Here is a 24,203-nt window from a genome sequence, read left to right on the forward strand (position 1 = left end):
GCGAATATTAATGTTTACAAACAAGTATAGGTTTAGGGGTCAATAGATAACAGAAACCAATGGGGCATTTTGGCATAACCTATCCACGAGTTCCATCTTTCCAGAAGTTTCACCATGGATAAGGTGAACTTGTTTAAGTCGGCCTGAACACCCAGCCACAAACGCAAGGAGGTCTTGTTGATCGGCATGCGCTGAATACCCCGACATTGAGTGTACTTTAGCGTTCACTTTAACGCGCTGTTCGTCAATGATGACAAATGGGCGCCCCGCCTGAATATCACGCCCTAAAGTACCAGCCGCCTGATAGCCACAAAACACTACGTCCGTTCGCTTGTCAGACAGCAGTGCGTGCAGGTATTTCACAATACGCCCACCCTGACACATACCAGAGACAGCAATCACTATCGCTGGCTCTCCGGTAACACGAAGCCGATTAACGATCTTTGTATGTTCATGGTGTGACTCCACCACGATACATTGATCGAAGCTTAACGGACGCCGTCCAAGCAGAACCTTTTCTTGTGCCTCTTTACTCCAAAGCTTGCGATACCGCCGATAAGTGTTCGTCACCTTGGCTGCAAGTGGAGAGTCAATAATAATCGGTAAGCGCTCACTAAGCTGGTGTTGCGATAACAGCATTTCTATATCAAACAGTAACTCTTGGGTGCGTCCAATACTAAATGAAGGAATCAGAATGACACCACCATCACTGACGCTACGCTGAATAATTTCTAGTAGTCGCCGAGAGCGGGTTTTAACATCTTCATGATTGTTATCACCATAGGTGGATTCCAAAAACAGATAGTCAGCTCGTTTAGGTGGCTTTGGGTCGGGTAGCAATGGCGTATTATCAGGGCCTAAATCGCCTGAAAATACAACAACCTCCGAATTTGGCAATTTCACCTCAACATAGGCACTGCCTAAAATATGCCCTGCTGGTTGAAATCGAATGTAAGAGAAATAACGCTTATCGACAGACTTAATCGGCACCCATTCATCATATCTTACCGGTTTGATATGCCTCTTTATCAAAGCCAATAGACGAGTGCGTTGTACCTGACTCATCCCAAGCTGCAGTTTTAGGCCATCTTCCAACATCAACGGTATTAAATGTGCCGTCGCGTGAGTGCAATAGACCGGACCACGAAAACCAGCAGCAAACAACCAAGGTAAACGGCCAATGTGGTCAATATGGGAGTGAGTGAGCACTAACGCACGAACAGCACCAAGAGGGAAGTCGATATCTAGCCTTGAACCCAGTGCATCTGTACCTTGGAACAGACCGCAATCAATTAGAATTGCGCTGCCGTTGATACTAAGCTCATGACAAGAGCCAGTGACGGTATTTTTACCGCCGTGGTGAGTGACAAACACACCCTCTGTTAATTCCATGTAAGCTATCCCTTTTCTCTAATTAAACGAGCTAGAATCTAGGAATTAATACCGCTACCAACACCACATCTCTGGTTTGAGAGTGACCATTCACTTCAATGTCATTTATCTAAAAATGGTGAACCACCAATGCACAACTGTTCACATATTAAACGATACCCCTATTGACATTAACTTTCACACTTATAAGCCCCCCCCTGTACTACAAAGAATTAAGACCACTTTTTTATGTGGATAACGTTATCTTGCGTCAACATTGTGAGAGTTTTTATGCAACACGCCCCTAATTAACAATACTATTATTTAGAAGCTAGTTCCATTTTTTGTGAACTGGGTTAATAGAACTATGCTGGCAGCCGTACTATCTTAATATCGTCTGTTTACGATTTTCACCACTTAATAAGCAGAGAGTCCAGGACGGAAGCTTTAACAGAACTAGGAGATCTCTTTCATGTCATTTGCTCTAACCCTTCGTTATGCGTCGTTTCGTCATAAAAACAAAGGAGTGGGTCGCGCTCTTGAGCTTGCTGTAATTGCAATCGCGATGGTAGCGATTGGTACACTACTAACAACCGATAATATCCAACTCATTTTGGCATCACTTGGTACACTTTTTTCTTGTATCGGTTCATTTTGGTTTTTCAAGAAGTCGGATGATATGCGCCGCTCTATGCCCGACTAAATAGCGTGTCAACAATCTCATTTAGTAATGAATCTGTAGCCTATATACGATAATAAACGATGCCAGTAGAAGGCTCTAAACAGTGTGTAATACCTCTGTTTAGAGCCTATTTCGCATACCTATCTCCATGAATAAGATGAAAGTGCTTCAATTCCTAGAGACAGGCGACAAACAATTAGTACCCCATGAACTCAGCTCGTCGATTCAACCACACTCAATGCCTGACTTCGCTCTCCCTCAACGACACCACTTTTTATTGCGCTCACCATCTGCGAAACAACTGGGCTCACTTCTCCTTCGCTGTTCGCCAAGAAGTAACTGTGTCCAACGGGATAATCAAAACGCTGATTAAAGTAATCACAATCGAACTCATACTCATTTTTCGGCAAAACACTAAGCTGTTCGGGACCCGTCATCCAAGACGGCGCGATGTATTGATATTTTTGAGGTTGGCGACTTTTGAAGCAGACATGACGAGAGCATCACTGGCATAAAACACCAACACATTTTTCGCCGAATCAACAATATGCCGCCCATCTTCTCCTCCTTCTAAGCAATGATTCTCCGCATCGGCCGCGACCATAAACACGTTTCGAAACAGGAGAAGCATGCCACTAAGACGCTCGTCTTTCACCCATGATGACATGGCACTTTTCAGCACTCGATTTCCCATCGAGTGCGCTAAAACATTCATCCGCTCTAGACACGGAAACTGCTGTTGCGAAGCCTCTCGACACCACATATCAAACTTGTAAAACAGCCGCGCAATCGCGACAACATGGTCATCATCACAAGGCCAGATCATCGGTATCACAAGCGCTAAGCCAAGTTGCTGTTTATCCAGTAACGCTTGTAACTGAGCACTACGTTCAAACACCTCTGGCTCCATGTTGTTATTAAAGCTGTGAAGATAGAAAAGTAGCTGAGTTTGTTCTGGCAAAGTCTTGAGAATAGCGTGGAAGAGAGAATCTCAACATAATCATCCTCACCACGTCGCTCACAGAAGTAGAGCCATTTTGATATGTCAGTATTTTGAGCATCAAATGAGATAGCGAGATTCATTCTAGAACGCGCTGACTGAGTGGGTATTCGGTTAGTGATGAATAACATACGTGCGCCCTTCCATTACTCGATAAATCTGTCGAGAATAAAAAGCAACATGTTCATTCTCTGAGAAGAAGTCGGTAATTGCGATCCATGAGACACAAAAACCTAGGGCGTACATTTAGACCACATAAAAAGCAAAATTCCTGTCAATCTCAAAAAGCACATAGCTAACCTAAAAAACACAACCAAATTTCTCATGCATGAGAAATAACAAAACGGTGCATCGATAGGAATACACCGTTCATCTTTCATGAAATAACTAAAATCAACCCTGTACTGATCAGTTGCTAACCCGCTTTATCCAATTTACGCCCATAAATGCAAACAACAATCCGGTGAGATTCGCAATCCAATCGTAAACTGACCCTTGCCTGCCCGGCTGCGTGGCCTGTATCAGCTCTATGCCCCCACTCATAAACCAAAATGCGCAAAGAGTAAGGATATATCGTCTTCCGGAAACTAGCATAGCCGTTATCAGCCCTAAGACAAAATAGGCGGCGGTATGTTGCACCTTATCAAACCCATTAAGCTCTAAAAGATTAACAGACGTGGGTTTTAAAGACAGAAAAAGGATGCTGGCTAACGCGCCAAAAACGACAACCGCTGCAAACTTCGGGTAGTTAGGTGACTGAGTGAAAGCGAGAAAACGTTGACGCATGATTTAGCTCTCAGATTTGTATGTTTTGCGAGCATACGCAAGTTTTGAGGAGTTGGGAAGGGGGAATGCGGGCTTTGAGCTGCGGGCTGCGGGCTGCGGGCTGCGGGCTGCGGGCTGCGGGCTGTAGATGTTAATGCATGTGTTGATAAAGATACCACGTGGATTGAAATTACGCGGTATCTTTGAGAATTATTGTTTTAAGCTGGGGAGAGTTCTTTTGTCTCAGTTTCAGTCTTGATTGGCTGTTGCTGTTTAGGCTTTAGGTAAAGGTTTTGGTAGCAGTAGTTTGTTGCTTCCATGTAGCCTTCAACGCTACCGCAGTCGAATCGCTGACCTTTAAACTTATACGCCATCACACAGCCTTGTTGAGCCTGTTTTAATAGCGCATCAGTGATCTGGATTTCACCGCCCTTATCTGGCTTAGTGTTCTCGATATGTTCGAAAATGTCTGGCGTTAGAATGTAGCGTCCGATGATAGCAAGGTTGCTTGGTGCCTTGCCCGCTTCTGGTTTTTCAACCATGTTGTCAACTCGGAATAGATTATCCTTGAGCTGCTCGCCAGCAATCACGCCATACTTATGCGTTTCCGATTCTGGTACTTCTTGCACAGCAACGATAGAGCAACGGAACTTGTTATAGAGCTCAACCATCTGTGCGAGTACACCGTCATCTTCATTGACACATAGGTCATCCGCCAGCACCACGGCAAATGGATTATCACCTACAAGTTCTTTGCCGGTAAGAATAGCGTGGCCTAAGCCTTTCATCTCACGCTGGCGAATATAGGTATAAGACGCCGAATCAATTAATGAACGAATATCAGTAAGCAGCGACTCTTTTGCGGTACCACTAATTTGATGTTCTAATTCATAGTTCTTATCGAAGTGATCCATCAATGTGTGTTTACCACGGCCAGTGACCATAGCCATATAGTTCATGCCAGCCTCTATAGCCTCTTCAACGCCGTATTCAATCAATGGTTTATTAACCACTGGCATCATTTCTTTAGGCATAGATTTTGTGGCGGGGAGGAAGCGAGTACCGTAGCCTGCGGCGGGGAATAAGCAGTATTTGATCACGAGGTTGTCCTTGTATAAAGGGCTATCTAACTACGGAATTTCCATAGCTCGATAGCCCTGCAGTATTGTTGTTATATTTTTATGTGTCGTTGGTAGCTCGTAGCTCGTAGCTCGTAGCTCGTAGCTCGTAGCTCGTAGCTCAAAGATAATAACCTTCAACTTTTTCAATAAAACTTTTTAAATCAGATTCTGGTAAGCAATTTATACCCGCAGCAGCTGCACGACCGCCGCCTGTCTCAAAACTCGCGCAAATATCACCTGCACCTTTCTTGTTATTTAGTGGGGCACGAAGTGACACAGTAAAACTGCCATCTTGATTACGTGTGAGCACGGCATGAGCTTTCTCAGGAGATTGATTGGCCAGTAAATTGCCATAAACACCACTGATTCTGCGTGATGCAGCGGAATCAGGAAGCTCAAACACTGCAAGTGTTTCAGAACTATGCTCCGGTTTGATCGCTAGAGCTAGCGCTAAATCGGCCTCGTAGGCTTGTTTTAGCGTAAAGTAAGGTGATGACGTGTCTTCAAGCACATCAAAAGGAGAAGCATAGTTCAGCAAAGCTTTATATAGTTCAGTTGGATCAAAGTGTAGATCTGCAACACTTGCACCATAGCCATTATAGTTAATGAGCGTCCCTAGCTCTTTAAGGAAGGCGCATTGCTCTTCACTAAACCCAGCGTTAGTCGCAAGTTCATCTGCTTTTGCAATGAGATTGTCACCATACGCAGCGGTAATAGCCCAATCGCGAAACTGCCCTTTGAGCAATTTATCCACAATCAAGGCCGTACAGGTATTCGCATCCAAATCGATATGAGCCTCTAGTAACTCAGACTCAGGAATATCTCCCGCTCGATGATGGTCAGCATAAAACACCTTAGCCTGAGCACTAATTGCGTTTTCCAACCCTTGAATATTCTTTTCCATCGAAATATCCAAAACCGTCAATTGATCGCCAGCCTGAGCCTCAACCCCATCAACCAACTTAATATCTCGCTTTACACCCGTTACCAGCACAGCCTCTCTAGGCTCTGCCAATCGCAATTGCAGCAATGAGATGATGCCATCTGCATCCCCATTAAAAATATCGTAATTCATCATTTTCCTTTTACTAATAGCCCGCAACCCGCAACCCGCAACCCGCAACCCGCAACCCGCAACCCGCAACCCGCAACTAAATTATTTTCATCGCCTGAAGATGCGCAACAATAAAATCAGCACACTCTTCAATAGATTTATCAGCAGTTTTCACACATATATCAGGACTCTCGGGAGCCTCGTAAGTTGAGTCAATTCCGGTAAAGTTCTTGATTTCTCCTGCGCGGGCTTTTTTGTAGAGGCCTTTGGGATCGCGCTGCTCGCACACTTCGAGTGGTGTGTCGATGAACACTTCTAAAAACTGACCTTCAGGAAGTAATTCTTTTACTAAAGTTCGATCTTCGGTAAACGGCGAGATAAAGGCCGTAGAGACCAGTACACCCGCATCAACAAATAGTTTAGCAACTTCACCAACGCGGCGAATATTTTCCACACGGTCTGCATCGGCAAAGCCAAGATCGCCATTGAGGCCGTGGCGTACGTTGTCGCCATCCAGCACGTAGGTTTTCACGCCCAACTCATACAACTTACGATCAACGGCATTTGCCACCGTAGATTTACCTGAGCCACTTAGTCCAGTGTACCAAAGCACGACTGCTTTATGCCCATTAAGCTTAGTGCGCTCATTACTCGAGACGCTCGCTTTATGCCACACGACATCCGATGATTTCTCGATGACATCGTTTTTTTCAATATAAGGAGACATAATTATCCTATTACAAATAGATCCAGTACAACGCACTGACTGTCGTTGCACCATAAATCAAACTTACTGGCAGCCCAATTTTGACAAAATCTTTAAGACGATAGCTGCCCGCATTAAACACCATTAAATTTGTCTGATAGCCATAAGGGCTAATAAAGCTGGCACTAGCACCAAAGGCCACGGCCAAGATGTAGGGAAGCGATGGTGCCCCTATCGAACTCGCGATGCTAAGCGCAATAGGTAAGATAAGCGCCGCTGCGGCATTATTAGTAACCAACTCAGTGAGCCACCAAGTAAGGAGATAGACCAATATCAATGCTGTTAATGGTGTTAAGGTGCCTTCCAGCTGACTTAACCATAGCTCCAATGACTCTAGCAGCCCGGCCCCCATTAAAGCCTGAGACATAACCAGCGCAGCCGCAATAATGACCCAGATATCTTTAGGTATCCGCCGCATTAACTCGTTAACGGTTAAGCACTTAGTGAGGATGAGTGCTCCTAGCAGCAAAAACGTCCCTTTGAACAAGCTCATCAAGCCCAGAGCGGCCATAGCGATAACTGATATAAACCCGACACCCGCAAACCATTCTCTCCATCCGACAAGCGAGTCATCAGGCTCCACTCCGCTTAAAACAATAAAGTTTTTAGACAGGTTTTTTCGAGATTTAAAGTCTTGTCCCACTGCGAGTATGAGAAAGTCACCACCTTTCAATACCAACTCACCAAGCTTGCCGGAAACCCGCTCACCATCGCGCTTAATAGCAACCACCGCAGCATCAAAGCGAGCACGAAAGCCCGCCTCTTTGAGAGTCCTGCCCACCAAAGTCCCATCGGTACGCACTACCACTTCGGTAAGGTTGTTTATAGGCAGCCCATTTTCGTGTGCAAACAGATACAAACCATCAAACTGGCTTAGTTGGCGAACTTTGTGGACATCGCCACTAAAAATCAATCGATCACCAGGCTGAATAACCTCTGAAGGAGAAACAGGGCTGAGCAGTCGCCCTTCACGGACAAGCTCAACCAGAAACAGCGACTCTAAATGGCGCAAACCATTTTGCTCAATACTTTTTCCAATTAGCGCAGACTCTGGCTGAACTTTAGCATCAATTAAGTACTCTTTAACTTGCTGCTTCTGCAACTGTCTTACAGGTAGGAATTGACTACAAACAAACAAAGCCAAGCCACACAACAGCACCAAGAACAGTCCTACTTTGCTAAATTCAAAAAAGGCCAACTCGGCCTCTCCGGATTCGATTAGCAAGCTATTTACGATCAAGTTGGTGGAAGTCCCCACTAGGGTAAGCGTCCCGCCTAATATCGCAGAATAGGACAGCGGAATAAGTAGGCGGCTTGCAGGGTGATGGGGATTGCTACGTATCGGTGCCAGCATCGTAGACACGACCGCAGTATTGTTCAAAAACGCCGACGATAACACGGTGGAACCAAACAGTCGTAACCACGTGCTGACATAATTAGCCTTAATCACCTTTGTCGCGACTGTTCTAAGAAAACGCGTTTTCTCAAGCGCTAACGAGCTCAGCATAAGTAAAATGAGCGTCAGCAACCCCTTATTCGAGGCACTAGCAATCACCTGCTCACTCGATACTACGCCGGTGACATACAAAACCAACAACGCACTGGCGAAAATGTAAGCCGGGCGACGCTGGATAAAGATCAACGCTAGGATAGTGGCGATGAAGGTGGTTAGGGTGATGATGGAGGTTAGGGGCATTAGCGATCTTTATAGTTCGAGGAGGGTCCTTGGTCCTTGGTCCTTGGTCCTTGGTCCTTGGTCCTTGGTCCTTTAGTGTATTTTCTGAGAGCTGAAAGCCAATAACTGTCAGCTTTCCGTTAGTAGCTGTTCAAACCAAACTAATAAGCATTCTTATCAACGAACCCCTTAAACACCGTCAAAAATAAAATCTTTGTATCAAACATCACTGACCAATTCTGAATGTATTCAAGGTCATATTTGACGCGCATTTCCATTTTATCTAGCGTATCTGTTTCGCCTCGCCATCCATTAATTTGCGCCCAACCAGTGATACCGGGTTTGACTAGATGACGTAGCATATAGCCATTGATCAGTTTACGATATTGTTCATTGTGTGCGATTGCGTGAGGTCTTGGCCCAACTATCGACATACTTCCTTGGACAACATTGATAAACTGAGGTAACTCATCCAAAGAGGTTCTGCGTAAAAAGCCGCCGATAGGAGTGAGTCGCGAATCTCTCTTCTTGGCTTGGGTTACAACATCACCATCCTCCATGACCGTCATTGAACGAAACTTCCACACTTGAATCGGTTTACCATCAATGCCATATCTATTTTGTTTGAAAAACACTGGTCCTTTCGAGGTTAATTTCACCGCTGCTGCGATGCAAAGCATTGGGATAGAGATCAATGCTAGAATCAGACTGCCACAGATAAGGTCAAAAGAACGTTTTACTATTCGATTAGAGCCGTCCATTGGCGAAGAATAAATACTAATAACTGGCAGGCCGCCTAGGTTGTCTGCTCTTGCATGCAATAACTCAAACGTAAACACATCCGGCAGATAGCAGACTGTACAACTGGTATCTGCTAACTCTGCAATGACATCTGCAATCAACTTTTGATGAGAAAACGGAAGTGCAATATAGACCTTATCAAACGCTCCCTGCTTGGCTTCACGGATCATATCGTCAATGTTGCCTTTGGTTTTCTCAGGCTCTAGCTCATGGATTTCATCGGTATAGTCTTCCGTATCGTAAAATCCAGCGATGTTATATCCCATCCAAGGCGATGTTTGAATACGATGCGCTACGTCTTGACCCAGGCGTCCAGCACCTACAATAGCAATTTTTCGAGTATTAAAACCGTGTTCTCGAGCCTTTCTCAGTGTGGTTTTAAGCAAAAGGCGATAAGCGAGCAACCCAAAAGCGATAGAGAAGTACCACACCACTGTCTGAAACGGGCTAGCTGTTAACTCAAAGCCAACAAACGACTCAAAACCTAACGACAAAAAGAAAGCAAACGTCCAGTTTATTAACAGCTTAGACGCCTCCATTCTAAATGGCGTGGTGCGCCAGGAGATGTAAAATTGTTGAATCTCGCAGATTGCGTAAAATGCGACAACAGCGACGATACTCGCAAGGTAGGACACCTCGTTAGTATCACCTAAGCAATAATAGCTCACTGCCATTGAGCAAATAAAGATAACGGCAGCATCACAGGCACGATTAAGCATTGCGACCGTGGTTTGCCGACTTTGGAGAACACCCCTGTAGTTTGTCATTGTTATTTCCTTGCCACTGAAATATTAACAGCTGTAAGCTGTAAGCTGTAAGCTGTAAGCTGTAAGCTGTAAGCTGTAAGCTGTAAGCGATTTTACATGCCATTTGGCGTGCGTTCATTTTTATTTTGCAAAGATATTAAGTGTATTGAAGCCGAGAGTTCTCTTTACATGAAACACGCAGAGTAGATTCTGAAACGCCACTGAAAATGCCGTCACCCAAGCAGCGCCAATCACGCCATAGCTAGGGATAAGCACAGCGCTACCAGACATCATAATAAAAGATGAAATAAAAACGTTATTTCTGAGCACTTTCTCATAACCTGTCATTTGTAACAGGTAACCCACTGAGCCGGTAATGACATTCACAAACTGCCCTAATGCTAGAATACGTAGAATGTTTGCACCTTGAGTAAAATCTTCACCAAACAAACTCATTAACCATGGTGCGAATAGCATCATGATACCGACTATAGGGAGTGCACATAATGTCATTAATCTACTCGACATTTTTGATAAGGCGCGCACTTGAACTAGGTTATCTTGCTTGAAGGCTTCAGCAAATTTCGGCGCTGCAATCGCGTTTACGGCTATTAATATAAAACTTGTTAGTAAAGCTGTCCTTTGGGCAACAGAAAACAATGCAACGTCTTCTGCACTACTCCACGCACCAAGCATCAACTGGCCTGCCCATTGAGTCACCTGCGCAAGGACTACAATAGCAAATAAGGGTCTAGCAGTATTTAAGACTTTATGCTTTTCTTCGCCACACAACGATAACAGCTTAGGTATTCTGTTTCTGTTCCAGAAATAAAAGGAAAGACTACAAACCACTACACTCGAAAATAGATAATACTGCATTGCCGATCTAGCATCACTAGGCTGGACAGTCCAAACAACTAAAATGGCTAGTATTGACATGGCTGCTGATTGAAAAAACATCGCATGAGCAATCTTTTTCTGTCCTTGAAAGCAAAAACCATGCAATTGACTTATTGCTATAGGTACTACCGCCAAAGAAGACCACTTTAATGCTAGCTCTAATTGGGGTTTAGAGAAAATATTCTCAGATACCCATCCACTTGTTGACCAGAGTAATACTGTTATCAAAACGCCGGCGGGTAGCACTCGAGACAATGATAGACTGTAAATACCAGCGACCAAATCCGGCTTATTCATCACTTGATAACCAGCAATATATCTAACGAGTGTATTATCTAAGCCTTGTCTAATAAACACAGTCAAAATTAGTAAAACAGCTTGCGCCAAGAAGAAATATCCCGCTTGCTCTGCCCCTAATTTTCGAGCTATGACGATATTAAGAAAAAACGCTCCTATAACACCAATGATTTTGATTATTAGAGCAAACATCGCCTTTAAGGCAATTTCATTCTTGGTCCATAATTTTAACTTTTGTATCATCTAAGTGGACCTAAAGCCTAGCTAGCACATAAGCTAAGCTTTTTTTCCAGTTTCTATTAACCGCTACCAATGATTCCAATGTACTACAATCCATGACAGAATAATTTGGTCTGGGCGCTGGCAACGGATAGTCTTCTGTTTTTATAGCATTTAACTTGGGCAAACAATTAATAATTTCCATTCGATTTGCAAGTTGCAGAATAGCTCGGGTAAAACCATGCCAAGAAGTGGCTTCATCACCACTAAAATGATGAACACCATACCCTTTCCAATCATCTTGCTCTAACGCAATAGTTAGCATTGACAACAACATTTGCGCTAAGTCGCCAGCATAAGTCGGGCAACCATATTGATCGGCAATAACCCCTAACTCTTCCCTCTCTTTTCCGAGGCGAAGCATCGTTTTAACGAAGTTATTTCCATATTCACTAAACACCCATGAAGTGCGAATAATAGCGGTTTTTTGATGGGCTTCAAGTACGAAGTTTTCACCCGCTAGTTTTGTCTTTCCATATGCGCCAACAGGGCATGGGATATCGCTTGGTTTATATGCTTCACAACCTGTACCATCAAACACATAATCTGTGGATACGTGAAACAACGGGACATTAAGCTTACTTGCCATTAACGCTAGATACTTAGGACCTAGTGCATTGACGTTATAAGCAGCGTCAAACTCTACCTCTGCCTTATCAACAGCCGTATAGGCAGCGGCATTAATAATCGCCGCCGGTTGTATTCGATTTATGAAATCAACCACTTCGCTTTGTTTGGTGATGTCTAAATCGTTAAAATCTACCGCAACGAATTCAAAACCGAAGCTGCTGGCGCGATCTTGTAAGCAACGGCCAAGTTGCCCGTTACTACCTGTAATCAAAATTTTTGCCATTATAGATCCTTAAAGCTCGCCGCTACTGCATCTTTGCACGATAGAATTGGAGAATCACATGGCCATTCAATACCAATATCAGGATCATTCCAGATTAGGCTACCTTCATCGCTCGGATCATAAAAGTCGGTGCACTTGTATTCAAAATCGGCTGTTCCCGATAACACAACGAAGCCGTGGGCAAAGCCCGGTGGTACCCAGAACTGCTTTTTGTTTTGCTCTGAGAGAATCACACCTTCCCATTTCCCATAAGTTGGCGATCCTTTTCGAATATCGACCGCAACATCAAATACTTCACCGCGAACGACTCTAACAAGCTTGCCCTGCGGTTTAGTTTTTTGAAAGTGCAAACCACGAAGAACGTTTTTAGAAGAACGCGAATGGTTGTCTTGGACAAAATTCAAGTCATTGCCAATGACTTCTTGGTAGCGCGTTGCCTGAAAAGTTTCCAAAAAGAAACCGCGCTCGTCACCAAATACCTTGGGTTCAATGATTTTTAAGTCAGGAATAGATGTTTCTATAATTTTCATACTGTTTTTGATTCCTTAACTTGCGCTAACAAATATTGACCGTATCCAGTTTTGTGTAACTTTTCTCCCGCATTTAGCATGCCCTCTAATGAAAGCCAACCCTGCTTAAACGCTATTTCTTCGAGGCACGCAACTTTGAGCCCCTGCCTGTGTTCAATAGTCTGTACAAATGAGCTCGCTTCAAGTAAAGAGTCGTGGGTTCCTGTATCTAGCCATGCGAAGCCTCGCCCCAATAGGTTCACATTAAGATTACCCCTGTTCAGATAAACATTGTTTACATCAGTGATCTCTAGTTCTCCTCGGGGCGAAGGTTTAATCTCCTTTGCGATAGCTCGTACATCATTATCGTAAAAATATAGGCCTGTAACCGCGTAATTTGATTTTGGGAGTGCTGGTTTTTCCTCAATACTGGTAGCCACACCATTTTTGTCAAAATCAACCACACCAAATCGCTCTGGATCAGTCACGTGATAGCCAAACACAGTTGCACCAGTTTCCCGGGTGACTGCTTGCTTGAGCTTGTCGGAAAAGTGCTGTCCATAGAAAATATTATCCCCCAATACTAAGCTTACGTTATCATTGCCAATAAAATTATCGCCAATGATGAATGCTTGCGCCAGGCCATCTGGGCTTGGTTGAACAGCATACTCTAGGCTAATACCAAAACGACTACCATCACCCAGTAACTTCTGAAAGCCTGGCAAATCATCGGGAGTGGAGATAACCAAAATGTCTTGAATTCCAGCTAACATCAAAACCGAAAGCGGATAATAAATCATCGGCTTATCATAGATCGGCAGCATTTGTTTGGAGACACCCATTGTAATGGGGTGTAATCGTGTGCCCGAGCCGCCAGCAAGAATAATACCCTTATACTTTGCCATTATTTAACCTCTTCATTTCCAAGACGACCTAACTGATAATCGCCCGATAGAACGCGTTGCCACCATTGTGTATTTTCTAAATACCAAACAACGGTTTTACGAATACCCGATTCAAATGTTTCTTCAGGTACCCAACCAAGTTCACGCTGTATTTTTGAGGCATCAATAGCATAGCGAACATCATGGCCAGGGCGATCTGTCACAAAAGTAATAAGGTCTCGATAAGTATCAAGTCCCTGAGGTTTACTTGGCGCTAGTTCTTCCAATAAGTCACAAATGGTTTCAACGACTTCAAGATTGCGCTTTTCATTGTGCCCCCCAATATTATAGGTTTCTCCCACCACACCTTCGGTAACAACCTTATAAAGGGCTTTAGCATGATCTTCAACGAACAACCAATCACGAATTTGACTACCATCTCCATAAACCGGTAATGGTTTGCCAGAAAGCGCGTTCAAAATCATATGAGGAATCAGTTTCTCAGGGAAATGATAGGGTCCATAGTTATTGGAACAGTTTGTTACTAGCACTGGTAGCCCGTATGTTCTCCCCCATGCTCGAACTAAATGGTCCGACCCAGCTTTACTGGCCGAGTACGGGCTGCTTGGCTCATAGGAGGTTTCTTCTGTAAATAAATCAGTTGTCCCTTCTAAATCACCGTACACTTCATCAGTAGAAATATGGTGGAATCGAAATACAGATTTACTCTCAGTAGGTAGTTCACTCCAATACTGTCTAGCAACTTCTAGCATATTAAAGGTACCAACAACATTAGTTTGAATAAACTGTGCGGGTCCATCAATTGAACGATCAACATGTGACTCAGCCGCTAGGTGCATTACTGCATCTGGCTGATGTTTTTCAAAAACGGATTTCAGCGCTTCAAAGTCACAAATATCAACATGCTCGAAGCAATAGCGATCACAATGAATCGTCTCTGGAATAGATTCAGTATTTCCTGCATAAGTTAGTGCATCAACATTGATAACGCTATCATTGGTATCGGAAATAATATGACGAACAACAGCACTGCCAATAAAACCTGCACCACCGGTAATTAGTATTTTTTTCATAATAACTTATTTGATATATTTTAAAATTAATGTTTCGTACTGCTTGAGAATGTTATTCCAAATAAATCGCTCATGAAACTGCTTTTTAGCATTCATCTTTTTCTCCAAAACTAAATTATTATCGTGATATTCATAATCAAAGAATTTTGCTAATTCATTTTGCGAAGAAAAATAAACGGCAGCATCTGAGGCGACCCATTGGTTAAAGTGATTACCGTGAGCAAGAACCGCACACCCGGCACCTAACGCTTCAACCAATGAAGGGTTAGTGCCCCCTACTTGGTGACCATGTATGTAGAAACGTGAGTAGTATCGTAATGCACCAACAATATCATGTTCATATATTGCACCAGGGAACATGACTTCATCACTGGCTGAATCAATTACTGACTTATGATACTCATTGTCATTAGGGCTAAAATTACCCAGTACAACTAACTTTTGATCTCTTTTTGTTTTAGAGAATGCTTGCACAACTTCTAAAATTGAATTTTCTGGCTCTGGTCGTGCAATAATAATAGAGTACTTCTCAGGCTTTAGACCAAATTTTTCTAAATGTTTAATATCGGCAGAGGAAACATCTGGTGCACCATAAGGGATCATTGTAATTTTATCCCGTTTCACACGTGTCGCTAAGTGATCTTCAATACGAGGGTGATCCGCGACTAAATGATTGCCAAACCAACAGCCAAAACGTTCATTGAGCCAAAACCAAGCCTTAGCGACTTTGCCCCACTTCTGTCGTTTCCATTCAATACCATCCATGTTGATGATGGTTGTTTTACCAAAAATACGATGTAAAATGTTAAAACAGGCTGTATTGTACCCTAGGGTTAAATATATACCATCTTGCTTCAATGAATGAACAACAGACTTTAAATCAAAAATAATAGTGCCCAACGGCCCAGTTTGACTGACTGGAACATGAATACGTTTAACCCCTTCCCATTCAGACTCATAAATATCCCCCTTACCATCTTCCTGACAGTAAACTGTCACTTGCCAATCTTTAACAATTAAGTATTTGCAGAGATATTCAGCAAATGTTTCAAAGCCGCCATGATTTGCAGGCACACCTCGAATCCCTAAGATATTTATAACTTTGTTAGACATTTTTTTTCTCAAATTTTATTGACTTATACAATAGGACAAAAGCAAAAAGTATAACAGGGACTTGTATAGCGTTATAAATCCCAGTAATAACAAAAGAACTTAAAAATACACAAGTAACCAAACCAAAACACAAATTTTTGAGCGTTGTATTTTCTTTGATTAAAACTACTTTTTTGTACATTATAAAAATCAAATATAAATATAAACCTGCTCCAAAAATACCAGACTTCATGACTAAGTATAAAATGCCATTATGCAGTATTGGTGCACTCTCAATTTCTTCACCGGTACTTAGATTAAAGGTACCATCAAGATATATAGAGGAACCAGCTCCCAATCCAAATATGTTATAAAAAACACTCGAAGTTGACAACCTGTCCAATAATAAATAGCTTTCATATGAGCGCCAATTATGTACAATATCTACTTTTTCAGCATTTTTAAAATCTAGAGTCCCTAGCTCAGAATATATTGACGCTATTTTTGAAATTAGCCAATTATCAGAATAAACATTTGAAGCGAAATAGAACAAAACAAAAAATAAAAGTGCAGATAAAGCCCAAATAAATACTGTTGATAATTTTACTTTACCATTAACCAAAAAAGAAGCCGCTAAACCAACAAGAAAGAATAATATTGACAATCTTGACATCGATAAAAAAAGTAACACTAGACCAATTACAATAAGAATTGTTGCCTGTTTTAAGCTAAGGAGCAACCTATTTTTGATAAAAAAGAATCCAAGAAAAAAAGACAATATATATACGCCTCTTCCTACCTCTGTTCGTAACAAATCGATATTAGATATTCCTTGACTAGCATAAGCATTAACAAACATTAACAACTGAATAAAGCCAATAGCTATTGAGCAATTAATAAAATCATTTAAAATTCTACGTTTATCTTTATATGAATAGAATAGTGCTACTGCTGCAAATACCACAACTATTGGCTTTGTTAAATAATAAAGATCTCTTAATATAGATCTTGTTCCATTTGAATAATCGGTTGCAACAAGTGAAACAAGAGGAATGATTATCATCACTAATAATATTGAAGATAAGTCTTTTGGCTTATATAAACCCAAAGTTAATATCATCGTGATGCATATAAAATAAAGTAACGCTTGACTTTGAAGCGGAATTGATAACATCAATGCGAACAATAATATTGGAGGATATCTTATGCTCATTATATAATCTTCTGATATAAGAGTTCATTATATTTAGAAATAGTAAATAATTCATTTACACGGATAATTCCATTTCCCTCATAAATTTCCCTTAGTTCTTGACTGATCACAAGAGAGTCAATCTTCTTAGCTAGGGCTTTTGAGTTGCCAATTTCAAATAAAGACCCTGTTATTCCATCAGAAATAATCTCCTTAGGCCCTCCAGCATCTGACGCAATCACAGGAATACCTATAGCCATTGCTTCAATAACAACTAAACCAAAAGGCTCAGGTTTTATTGAAGGTACAACACATATATCAATATCCCCCCAAACATCATGAGGTGAATCAGAAAACTCTTGAATAAAAATTCTATCTTTGTATTTATGATTATTTACTGCATCTAGAAATTGACTTTTAAACTTTGAGCCTTCAACAAATGAACCAACAAATTTTATGTTATATTCTTTACAAACTGTTTCATTCATTGCTTTTAATAAAAGCAGATGCCCTTTCCAGTCATTGATTCTTCCAACAAGACCAATTACTACTTTATCTAATTTCTCTTTTTTTAACTGAGGTTTATATATATTAACATCAACTCCATTTAATACAATGTCAGATTTAATATTAGATATATTTTCAATATAATTAGAAGTAGCGCTTGAGTTGACAATTACATTATCAGTGAAATTTCTTAATAGAAATCCATATATCTTATTAAATATTCCTAAGTCATTTAAAATTTCATGTACATGCCATGAATGTTTCAGCTTTCTATTAATTATCTTTAAAATTACCCCATCCATAACAGCTAGTGTATTTGAGTATATATACTGTATTTTTTTATCTTTTATTATTTTGCTATACCTGAAAGGTAGAGCAATTAAGTTTTTAATTAATATTAAAAAATCTTTAGGCTTAAATATTCCTCTGTGAAGCTTAATAATTGGTAAAATAATCACATCGGCATTAATTTCATCTAATTTTTTCTTTAATGGACCATCGCAAGGTAATACAACATAAACTCCATCCTCTCTCGTTTTTATATATTTAACAAATTCTAGTAGAGTCTTGTCAGAACCATAAAGATCAGCAGATTGATGTATAATTAATATTGACATTAACAGCTCCCAATTATTTTAGCTGGCACTCCAGCAATAATTACGTTTGGAGGAAATTTCTTATTTACTACGGATCCAGCAGCAACAATAGTTCTGTTATTTAACTCAGTTCCATCAAGAAAAGTCACTTTAGAACCTACCCAAATATCATTCCCCAATATTATCCCTTTTCTTGTAACAGGCTGCTCCCTAATAACTTTACTCATATCGTCAAAGCTATGATTTTCACTGTGAAAGCTTACATATTGCCCTATAATTACATTATTACCAATCGATATACCTCCTGCAGCTCCAAAAAATGAATATGCTCCAACCCCGAAATTATCGCCAATAGTTATACCAATACCTATATCTCTAATCGAACCTGTACACTCAATCCTTGTATACGGACCAATAGAACCATTCAATCCTATATTAATTCCATTTTTTGATAAGCCATCTAAATAGCAATACTCCTTTACTTTACAAAACCTTCCTAAAGATATATTATTTTTACACTTTAACTTTACTCCTTTCGATATGAAAACTCTAGAATTTATTCTTACAAACCCTCTAATTAAATCTAAGGCATATGAAATAACTAATGATAATAGATAACTCATAGGAATCTTATTATCAATAATAAAATTGTCACCCTTAATCTTTTTTGCAAAAAATTTAATCATTAATTTTTCTTATTGCATTTACATAGCTTTTTAATGAAACACGATCTTTTTTAACAATCGAATATACCATTTTTATGACTAACGAAAAATAAATCATACCTTTCAACCAAAATTTCTTAACGCCTTTACATTCATAGTTTATAAATGTATTCAACCCTAAATAAATATTACCTTTTTTTGATGAGTTAAAGCCACCTTTATGAAAGTATTCTGTATTACCAAATACGATCACATCACCACCAATATTATGAACTTTCTTGCAAAGGAGAATATCTTCGCCATACATAAAAATCTCTTCGCAGAAACCATTCAATTCTTTCCAAAACTTGGCTGAAACAAGAATAAAAGAGCCCTCGATCCAATCAACTGCCAATTTACTAAAGCTTTTTTTATTAATATACATCTTAGAAGGAGTAATAATATGTTTTGCTTGAAGTGGGAATTTTCCAAAAGAAGGCCTCACCATACCACTTTCACCATGCATCAAACAAGATATCAAACATCTATCATTTTCTTCTTCAGTATATTTAATTAGACTCTCTATATTACATACCAATGCCGCATCATTATTTAAAAACAACAATAAAGAACCATTAGCTTGTTTTGCAGCTAAATTATTTGCTCTTGCAAATCCTATATTTGATTCGCTTTTTATTAAATTTACATTGTACTTTTTTATTTTATCACAGCTGTTGTCAGATGAATTATTATCTACAACTATGACCTCATATGTAACATTCAATTTACTTAAAGATTGAATTGCTTTTATTACATATTCTCCCCCATTATAATTAACTATTATTACTGAAACTTTTGGAGAATTCATTGATGTTTTCTCCAATATTTATCAAGTGATAATTCCGGAAATTTATCATCTAACTTAGAGATATCATCATGGAAAATACCCGCTAATTCTAATTCATTAAAATCTGGCTTGCCACCAGCACTAAAAAACATTTCTCTTATCTTTCTAAATATTTTTACTGGCACTACTTTTTTTGAAACTTTAATTATATTTAATTTTCTAAGAGTATATACCAACCCCACACTTCGTGGATTTTCAAATTGATTTTCTTTATTCTTATTTATATCAAAATGCGAAGTTATATTAACCTCAGTAAAGTTAATGACCTTTAATATGTTTTCATTTGATGAAAATAGCTCTTCATATGTTACAATGTAAACATCATTGAAGTTTTTTTTATATGCATTTATTGCATCAAAGTACAGACCAGACTCAACATACTCTCGATAAAACTTTTCCTCCTGTAAAGACTTACTTATTGATTTATTTTGATAACCTAATTTTATATCCATCAGGTAATGAGAGATAGCTCTTTTTACTGGTTCTCTCATAATGATGACAATTTTTGCATTCCTATTTTTTTCTTTAATTCTTGGAATAGCATATTTATATAACCTTAAATACGATGGACTAAAATCAACTTTTACTTTTCCTTTTTTTAAAAAACATCTATTATAAGATTCATAATTTTCTTTAAATTCCACATCATAATAGGTGTTTTTCACTTCAGGAAAAGAATAAAAGTGTGTTTCTTTTGGAGTTTGAACACTTGCATCAGTATGTTCATTGAATATTTTATACAGTGTTGAAGTACCACACTTTGGAGCACCTACGAAAAATACATTTGATTCCATATTCATCTCAGTTCATTTTATAATCAAATAGTAAAAAATCTTTTTTATAGCACTCAGCAATTATAAGCTTAGCCTCATTACTCATTTTTTTATTTTGCTCCTGAGATATATTGTTCTTTTCGAGACTTTGCTTTATTTTTATTTTCTTTTCTAAAAAAGAGAAGTCATTATCAATATTTTCTAGTTTCCCGACAAAGTCAACCATGATTTTATCATTTTCATTGCACAAAAACTCACATTGAGGTATAAAATGCTCAGCTCTTTTCTTTATTGCTTTTTTGAGACCTCCGTTTATAACAAAATCGTCAAAACTCTCAAAGCCATCAATGAATTTTTTCTTCCAATATAAATCCATTGGCCCTTTACCTCCCTTTTTCAGATAATTAAACGCTGAAATACATCTGGTATAAGGGTTTCTAACAAAAGAAAACTTATAGTATTTATTAAAGAAATTTGAATCTTCTTTATAATAGTCTCTCCATGTTGAATGTTGTGACGTTTTTGTTCCGTAAACAGAATTAACTAGTGAAGTACCTGCAGCCTTTGGTATATGAATGAAAATAGATTCATTCTCATGAAACTTAGTTTGAAAGTGCTTGTACAAGCCAAGCGCTTTTTTGTATTTCACTTTATAGTAAGGGTTAATTAGATGTTTTTTCACATTCACTTCTCAATATTCTTAGCATCCCACTCTGGATAATACTTTCTAATATAAATATTAAGTGCAATTTCAGCTTCAGTATAAACACGTTTTTGGATTTCTAAACTATCAGATTTCAATTTAGCACTTGTGATCATACCAGCGCCAACAGTTACATTTGTCAGGCGATCAATTACAATCAATGAACCCGTACCGTGAATATCTTGATATTTATCAATGACGACTGGACTTGCTGTTTCGATAACACAGCTTGCAATTTCATTGAGTTGCAGTTCTGTTGAATCATGCTGCTCTAGGGTATTAACATCAATACGGTGCTGAATTGATTCAATTTGGCCAAAAGTGTTTTTAGACCCGATTTTAATTTCATATTCTTTGCCCGGCTGAAGTTCTGCTTCATTCATCCAGACAATTGTCGCTTCAAAACTGTTTGTAGTTGTTGGAAGCTTAGTGGTATCCTCTGTCGCTTTAACAATCACATCACCACGAGAGATATCAATTTCATCTTCCAAGGTTAGGGTAATCGCTTGACCAGCAAATGCACTGTCTAAGTCACCGTCAGCAGTTACTATGCGGGCAACTGATGATGTTTTACCTGAAGGGTAAGCAACTACATTGTCACCAACATTAATTACGCCACCGGCAATCGTGCCGCAGAATCCACGGAAATCAAGGTTAGGACGGTTTACGTACTGTACTGGCAGGCGGAAGACATCAAGGTTTTTGTCTTCATTGATTTTCACCGTTTCCAAAAGCTGCATTAAAGTGGCACCTGGGTACCAATCCATTTGTGTAGAGCGCTCCACCACATTATCGCCACACAATGCGGAAATTGGAACAAAACGAACATCTGGAATATCAAGTTGCTCAGCAAATGCTTTGTAATCCGCTTTAATTTGACGATAGGTCTCTTGGCTATAATCAACCAAGTCCATTTTATTGACCGCTACAATAATGTGCTTAATACCCAAAAGTGATGCAATGTAAGAGTGACGTTTAGTCTGGGTTTGCACCCCTTTGCGGGCATCAATCATTACAATGGCCAAATCACAGTTTGACGCACCAGTTGCCATGTTACGGGTATACTGCTCATGTCCTGGGCAGTCTGCGATAATGAACTTGCGCTTGTCGGTAGAGAAATAACGGTAAGCCACGTCAATGGTGATTCCCTGCTCTCGTTCAGACTGAAGACCATCTACCAGCAGTGCAAGGTCAAACTCTTGGTCTGTAGTATTAAACTTTTTCGAGTCGTTTTTGATCGCCGCCATATGATCTTCAAAAATCATTTTTGAGTCATGCAGCAGGCGGCCGATAAGCGTTGATTTACCGTCGTCTACGTTACCGCAAGTCAAAAAACGCAGGAGATCTTTGTTTTCGTGTTGTTTTAGGTAGGCTTCTATGTCGGAAGCGATTAGGGAGGATTGATTACTCATTGTTCGTCCTTTTATTTAGCTATCAGCATATAGCTTTCAGCTGACAGCTAAGAATCAGTCTTAATTTTTTGCATTAAGCCCGAAATCATGGCAGAGATTTGCTTAGTTTCATCTAACCATTCTCGTGCTTCGTTGCGAGGCAGATAGTTGATTTCAATGCCTATATATATTTGAGTCCTTGCTTCAGCTATGGAAGAGCGTGCTATTTCAAGAAATCGATATTTCTCTTTTGAGCTGCTTCGAGTCATGCCCTCTGCAATGTTACTGGGTACGGATAAGCCAGCTCTTGTTAGTTGGTCCCTAAAACCAAAATCTCTCAATTGACTCGTTGCTTTATACAACTCAGCAGCCAACCGAGCAGAACGTTGCCACACTTCCAATTTTTCAAAGTTCATCATCATCTCTTAAAAATTAAAAATGATGACCACACTTACGGATACCTACTAGATCGCACATCCATACATGCGACCCATCACTCCATCTCGTGCAAAAATCTGAAAGCTGAGAGCTAAAAACTCATAGCTATTCCTAATCCCTCACAGATTAGAAATACCCCTCCATCTTCTTCTTCTCCATCGAGCCTGATGAGTCGTGGTCGATTACGCGGCCTTGGCGTTCGGAGGTTTTGGTGAGTAGCATTTCTTGGATGACTTCTGGCAACGTTGTTGCGTCTGACTCAACGGCACCGGTGAGTGGGTAGCAGCCTAGAGTGCGGAAGCGTACCTTTTTCATTTGTGGTACTTCGCCTTCGTGGAGTGGTAGGCGTTCGTCGTCGACCATGATTAGAGTGCCGTCGCGCTCAACGCATGGACGCTCGTCTGCTAGGTATAGTGGCACGATTTCGATGTTTTCTAGATAGATGTACTGCCAAATATCCAGCTCAGTCCAGTTCGACAGTGGGAAGACACGAATGCTCTCACCTTTGTTCACTTTACCGTTGAAAATATTCCAAAGTTCAGGTCGCTGGCTTTTTGGATCCCAACGGTGGTTTTTGTCACGGAAAGAGTAAACACGCTCCTTTGCTCGTGACTTTTCTTCGTCACGACGCGCGCCACCAAATGCCGCATCAAATTGGTGCTTATCGAGAGCCTGCTTTAAGCCCTGTGTTTTCATGATGTCGGTGTATTTAGCACTGCCGTGATCGAATGGGTTGATGTTGGCATCAATCCCTTCTTGGTTCTTGTGAACAATCAGCTCCATGCCCATTTTTTTCGCCATGCGATCACGAAACTCGATCATTTCTTTGAACTTGAATGTCGTGTCAACATGCATCAATGGGAACGGCGGTGGCGCCGGGTAAAACGATTTCATCGCCAAATGCAACATAACCGCAGAGTCTTTACCCACAGAGTAAAGCATGACAGGGTTATCAAATTCGGCCGCGACTTCGCGGATAATATGAATAGACTCAGCTTCCAACTGCTTTAAGTGAGTCATTCTTGCTTGGGAAATATCCATAAATTCAGGTTCTTTCTCTTGAAAAAATTTAGGGAAGCTTTCAGTTATCAGCTTTCAGCAAAAAACTGATCGCTGACAGCTAATCACTAACCGCCTTAAAACTAATAACTGATAGCTGTTAG

25 protein-coding genes are annotated in these 24,203 nt (G+C 40.3%); 1 reads left to right on the forward strand and 24 read right to left on the reverse strand.

The annotated features are described in order from the left end of the window. Positions 1-39: 39 nt before the first annotated feature. Entirely contained in the window at positions 40-1,392 is a 1,353-nt protein-coding gene (locus tag MMA19_RS21815; RefSeq protein ID WP_240207211.1) for an MBL fold metallo-hydrolase, read from the reverse strand. Between the two features lie 451 nt (positions 1,393-1,843). On the opposite strand from MMA19_RS21815, the gene MMA19_RS21820 reads away from it, so the two are divergent. Continuing rightward, the gene (locus MMA19_RS21820; RefSeq protein ID WP_240207212.1) at positions 1,844-2,074 is read left to right on the forward strand and encodes a hypothetical protein; all 231 of its coding nucleotides are present in this window, start codon (positions 1,844-1,846) and stop codon (positions 2,072-2,074) included. 191 nt (positions 2,075-2,265) lie between these two features. Here MMA19_RS21820 and MMA19_RS21825 read toward each other — a convergent pair whose 3' ends face one another. From MMA19_RS21825 to cysD, 23 genes are all read right to left on the reverse strand, one after another. Next, the gene (locus tag MMA19_RS21825; protein ID WP_240207213.1) at positions 2,266-2,490 is read right to left on the reverse strand and encodes a hypothetical protein; all 225 of its coding nucleotides are present in this window, start codon (positions 2,488-2,490) and stop codon (positions 2,266-2,268) included. Beyond that, the gene (locus MMA19_RS21830) at positions 2,487-2,951 is read right to left on the reverse strand and encodes an alpha/beta hydrolase (RefSeq protein WP_240207214.1); all 465 of its coding nucleotides are present in this window, start codon (positions 2,949-2,951) and stop codon (positions 2,487-2,489) included. The genes MMA19_RS21825 and MMA19_RS21830 overlap by 4 nt, the downstream gene beginning before the upstream one ends. Before the next feature lie 510 nt (positions 2,952-3,461). After that, positions 3,462-3,839 (reverse strand): VanZ family protein, encoded by a 378-nt coding sequence (locus MMA19_RS21835; protein WP_240207215.1) that lies wholly within the window; start codon positions 3,837-3,839, stop codon positions 3,462-3,464. 197 nt (positions 3,840-4,036) lie between these two features. Beyond that, the gene (galU, locus tag MMA19_RS21840) at positions 4,037-4,918 is read right to left on the reverse strand and encodes a UTP--glucose-1-phosphate uridylyltransferase GalU (RefSeq protein ID WP_240207216.1); all 882 of its coding nucleotides are present in this window, start codon (positions 4,916-4,918) and stop codon (positions 4,037-4,039) included. Between the two features lie 139 nt (positions 4,919-5,057). Beyond that, complete coding sequence (locus tag MMA19_RS21845) at positions 5,058-6,014, reverse strand: DHH family phosphoesterase (protein WP_240207217.1); 957 nt, start codon at positions 6,012-6,014, stop codon at positions 5,058-5,060. A 76-nt stretch (positions 6,015-6,090) separates the two neighbouring features. Next, on the reverse strand, positions 6,091-6,723 hold the full coding sequence (cysC, locus tag MMA19_RS21850) for an adenylyl-sulfate kinase (protein WP_276574108.1): 633 nt from the start codon (positions 6,721-6,723) through the stop codon (positions 6,091-6,093). Between the two features lie 7 nt (positions 6,724-6,730). After that, positions 6,731-8,455, reverse strand: a complete 1,725-nt coding sequence (locus MMA19_RS21855; RefSeq protein ID WP_240207219.1) for an SLC13 family permease — start codon at positions 8,453-8,455, stop codon at positions 6,731-6,733. Between the two features lie 140 nt (positions 8,456-8,595). Continuing rightward, complete coding sequence (locus MMA19_RS21860; protein ID WP_240207220.1) at positions 8,596-10,002, reverse strand: undecaprenyl-phosphate glucose phosphotransferase; 1,407 nt, start codon at positions 10,000-10,002, stop codon at positions 8,596-8,598. Positions 10,003-10,122: 120 nt separating this feature from the next. Continuing rightward, positions 10,123-11,421, reverse strand: coding sequence for a flippase (locus MMA19_RS21865; protein WP_240207221.1), 1,299 nt, complete (start codon positions 11,419-11,421; stop codon positions 10,123-10,125). A 10-nt stretch (positions 11,422-11,431) separates the two neighbouring features. Continuing rightward, a complete protein-coding gene (rfbD, locus tag MMA19_RS21870) occupies positions 11,432-12,310 on the reverse strand; it encodes a dTDP-4-dehydrorhamnose reductase (RefSeq protein ID WP_240207222.1) in 879 nt (292 codons plus the stop codon). Next, positions 12,310-12,840 carry a dTDP-4-dehydrorhamnose 3,5-epimerase gene (rfbC, locus tag MMA19_RS21875; RefSeq protein WP_240207223.1) on the reverse strand — a complete coding sequence of 177 codons (531 nt, stop codon included), beginning with the start codon at positions 12,838-12,840 and terminating at the stop codon, positions 12,310-12,312. The genes rfbD and rfbC overlap by 1 nt, the downstream gene beginning before the upstream one ends. Beyond that, positions 12,837-13,724, reverse strand: a complete 888-nt coding sequence (rfbA, locus tag MMA19_RS21880) for a glucose-1-phosphate thymidylyltransferase RfbA (protein ID WP_240207224.1) — start codon at positions 13,722-13,724, stop codon at positions 12,837-12,839. Before rfbA ends, rfbC begins: the two co-directional genes overlap by 4 nt. After that, positions 13,724-14,797 carry a dTDP-glucose 4,6-dehydratase gene (gene rfbB, locus MMA19_RS21885; RefSeq protein WP_240207225.1) on the reverse strand — a complete coding sequence of 358 codons (1,074 nt, stop codon included), beginning with the start codon at positions 14,795-14,797 and terminating at the stop codon, positions 13,724-13,726. The genes rfbA and rfbB overlap by 1 nt, the downstream gene beginning before the upstream one ends. A 6-nt stretch (positions 14,798-14,803) precedes the next feature. After that, the gene (locus MMA19_RS21890; protein WP_240207226.1) at positions 14,804-15,910 is read right to left on the reverse strand and encodes a DUF1972 domain-containing protein; all 1,107 of its coding nucleotides are present in this window, start codon (positions 15,908-15,910) and stop codon (positions 14,804-14,806) included. Beyond that, entirely contained in the window at positions 15,903-17,102 is a 1,200-nt protein-coding gene (locus tag MMA19_RS21895) for a hypothetical protein (RefSeq protein ID WP_240207227.1), read from the reverse strand. The genes MMA19_RS21890 and MMA19_RS21895 overlap by 8 nt, the downstream gene beginning before the upstream one ends. Then, the gene (locus MMA19_RS21900; protein WP_240207228.1) at positions 17,102-18,205 is read right to left on the reverse strand and encodes a glycosyltransferase family 4 protein; all 1,104 of its coding nucleotides are present in this window, start codon (positions 18,203-18,205) and stop codon (positions 17,102-17,104) included. The genes MMA19_RS21895 and MMA19_RS21900 overlap by 1 nt, the downstream gene beginning before the upstream one ends. After that, positions 18,205-18,870 (reverse strand): acyltransferase, encoded by a 666-nt coding sequence (locus tag MMA19_RS26595; protein ID WP_276574107.1) that lies wholly within the window; start codon positions 18,868-18,870, stop codon positions 18,205-18,207. The genes MMA19_RS21900 and MMA19_RS26595 overlap by 1 nt, the downstream gene beginning before the upstream one ends. Beyond that, positions 18,863-19,696, reverse strand: a complete 834-nt coding sequence (locus MMA19_RS21910) for a glycosyltransferase family 2 protein (RefSeq protein ID WP_240207229.1) — start codon at positions 19,694-19,696, stop codon at positions 18,863-18,865. Before MMA19_RS21910 ends, MMA19_RS26595 begins: the two co-directional genes overlap by 8 nt. Next, positions 19,693-20,529, reverse strand: a complete 837-nt coding sequence (locus tag MMA19_RS21915) for a sulfotransferase domain-containing protein (RefSeq protein WP_240207230.1) — start codon at positions 20,527-20,529, stop codon at positions 19,693-19,695. Before MMA19_RS21915 ends, MMA19_RS21910 begins: the two co-directional genes overlap by 4 nt. 7 nt (positions 20,530-20,536) lie before the next feature. Beyond that, on the reverse strand, positions 20,537-21,190 hold the full coding sequence (locus tag MMA19_RS21920) for a sulfotransferase family 2 domain-containing protein (RefSeq protein ID WP_240207231.1): 654 nt from the start codon (positions 21,188-21,190) through the stop codon (positions 20,537-20,539). 2 nt (positions 21,191-21,192) lie between these two features. Continuing rightward, the gene (cysN, locus tag MMA19_RS21925; protein ID WP_240207232.1) at positions 21,193-22,623 is read right to left on the reverse strand and encodes a sulfate adenylyltransferase subunit CysN; all 1,431 of its coding nucleotides are present in this window, start codon (positions 22,621-22,623) and stop codon (positions 21,193-21,195) included. Between the two features lie 47 nt (positions 22,624-22,670). Further along, a complete protein-coding gene (locus MMA19_RS21930) occupies positions 22,671-23,018 on the reverse strand; it encodes a four helix bundle protein (RefSeq protein WP_240207233.1) in 348 nt (115 codons plus the stop codon). Between the two features lie 148 nt (positions 23,019-23,166). Beyond that, on the reverse strand, positions 23,167-24,081 hold the full coding sequence (gene cysD, locus MMA19_RS21935; RefSeq protein WP_346657544.1) for a sulfate adenylyltransferase subunit CysD: 915 nt from the start codon (positions 24,079-24,081) through the stop codon (positions 23,167-23,169). Between the last annotated feature and the right edge of the window lie 122 nt (positions 24,082-24,203).

This window comes from Vibrio sp. CyArs1 (assembly GCF_022432925.1).
Classification (GTDB): domain Bacteria; phylum Pseudomonadota; class Gammaproteobacteria; order Enterobacterales; family Vibrionaceae; genus Vibrio; species Vibrio mediterranei.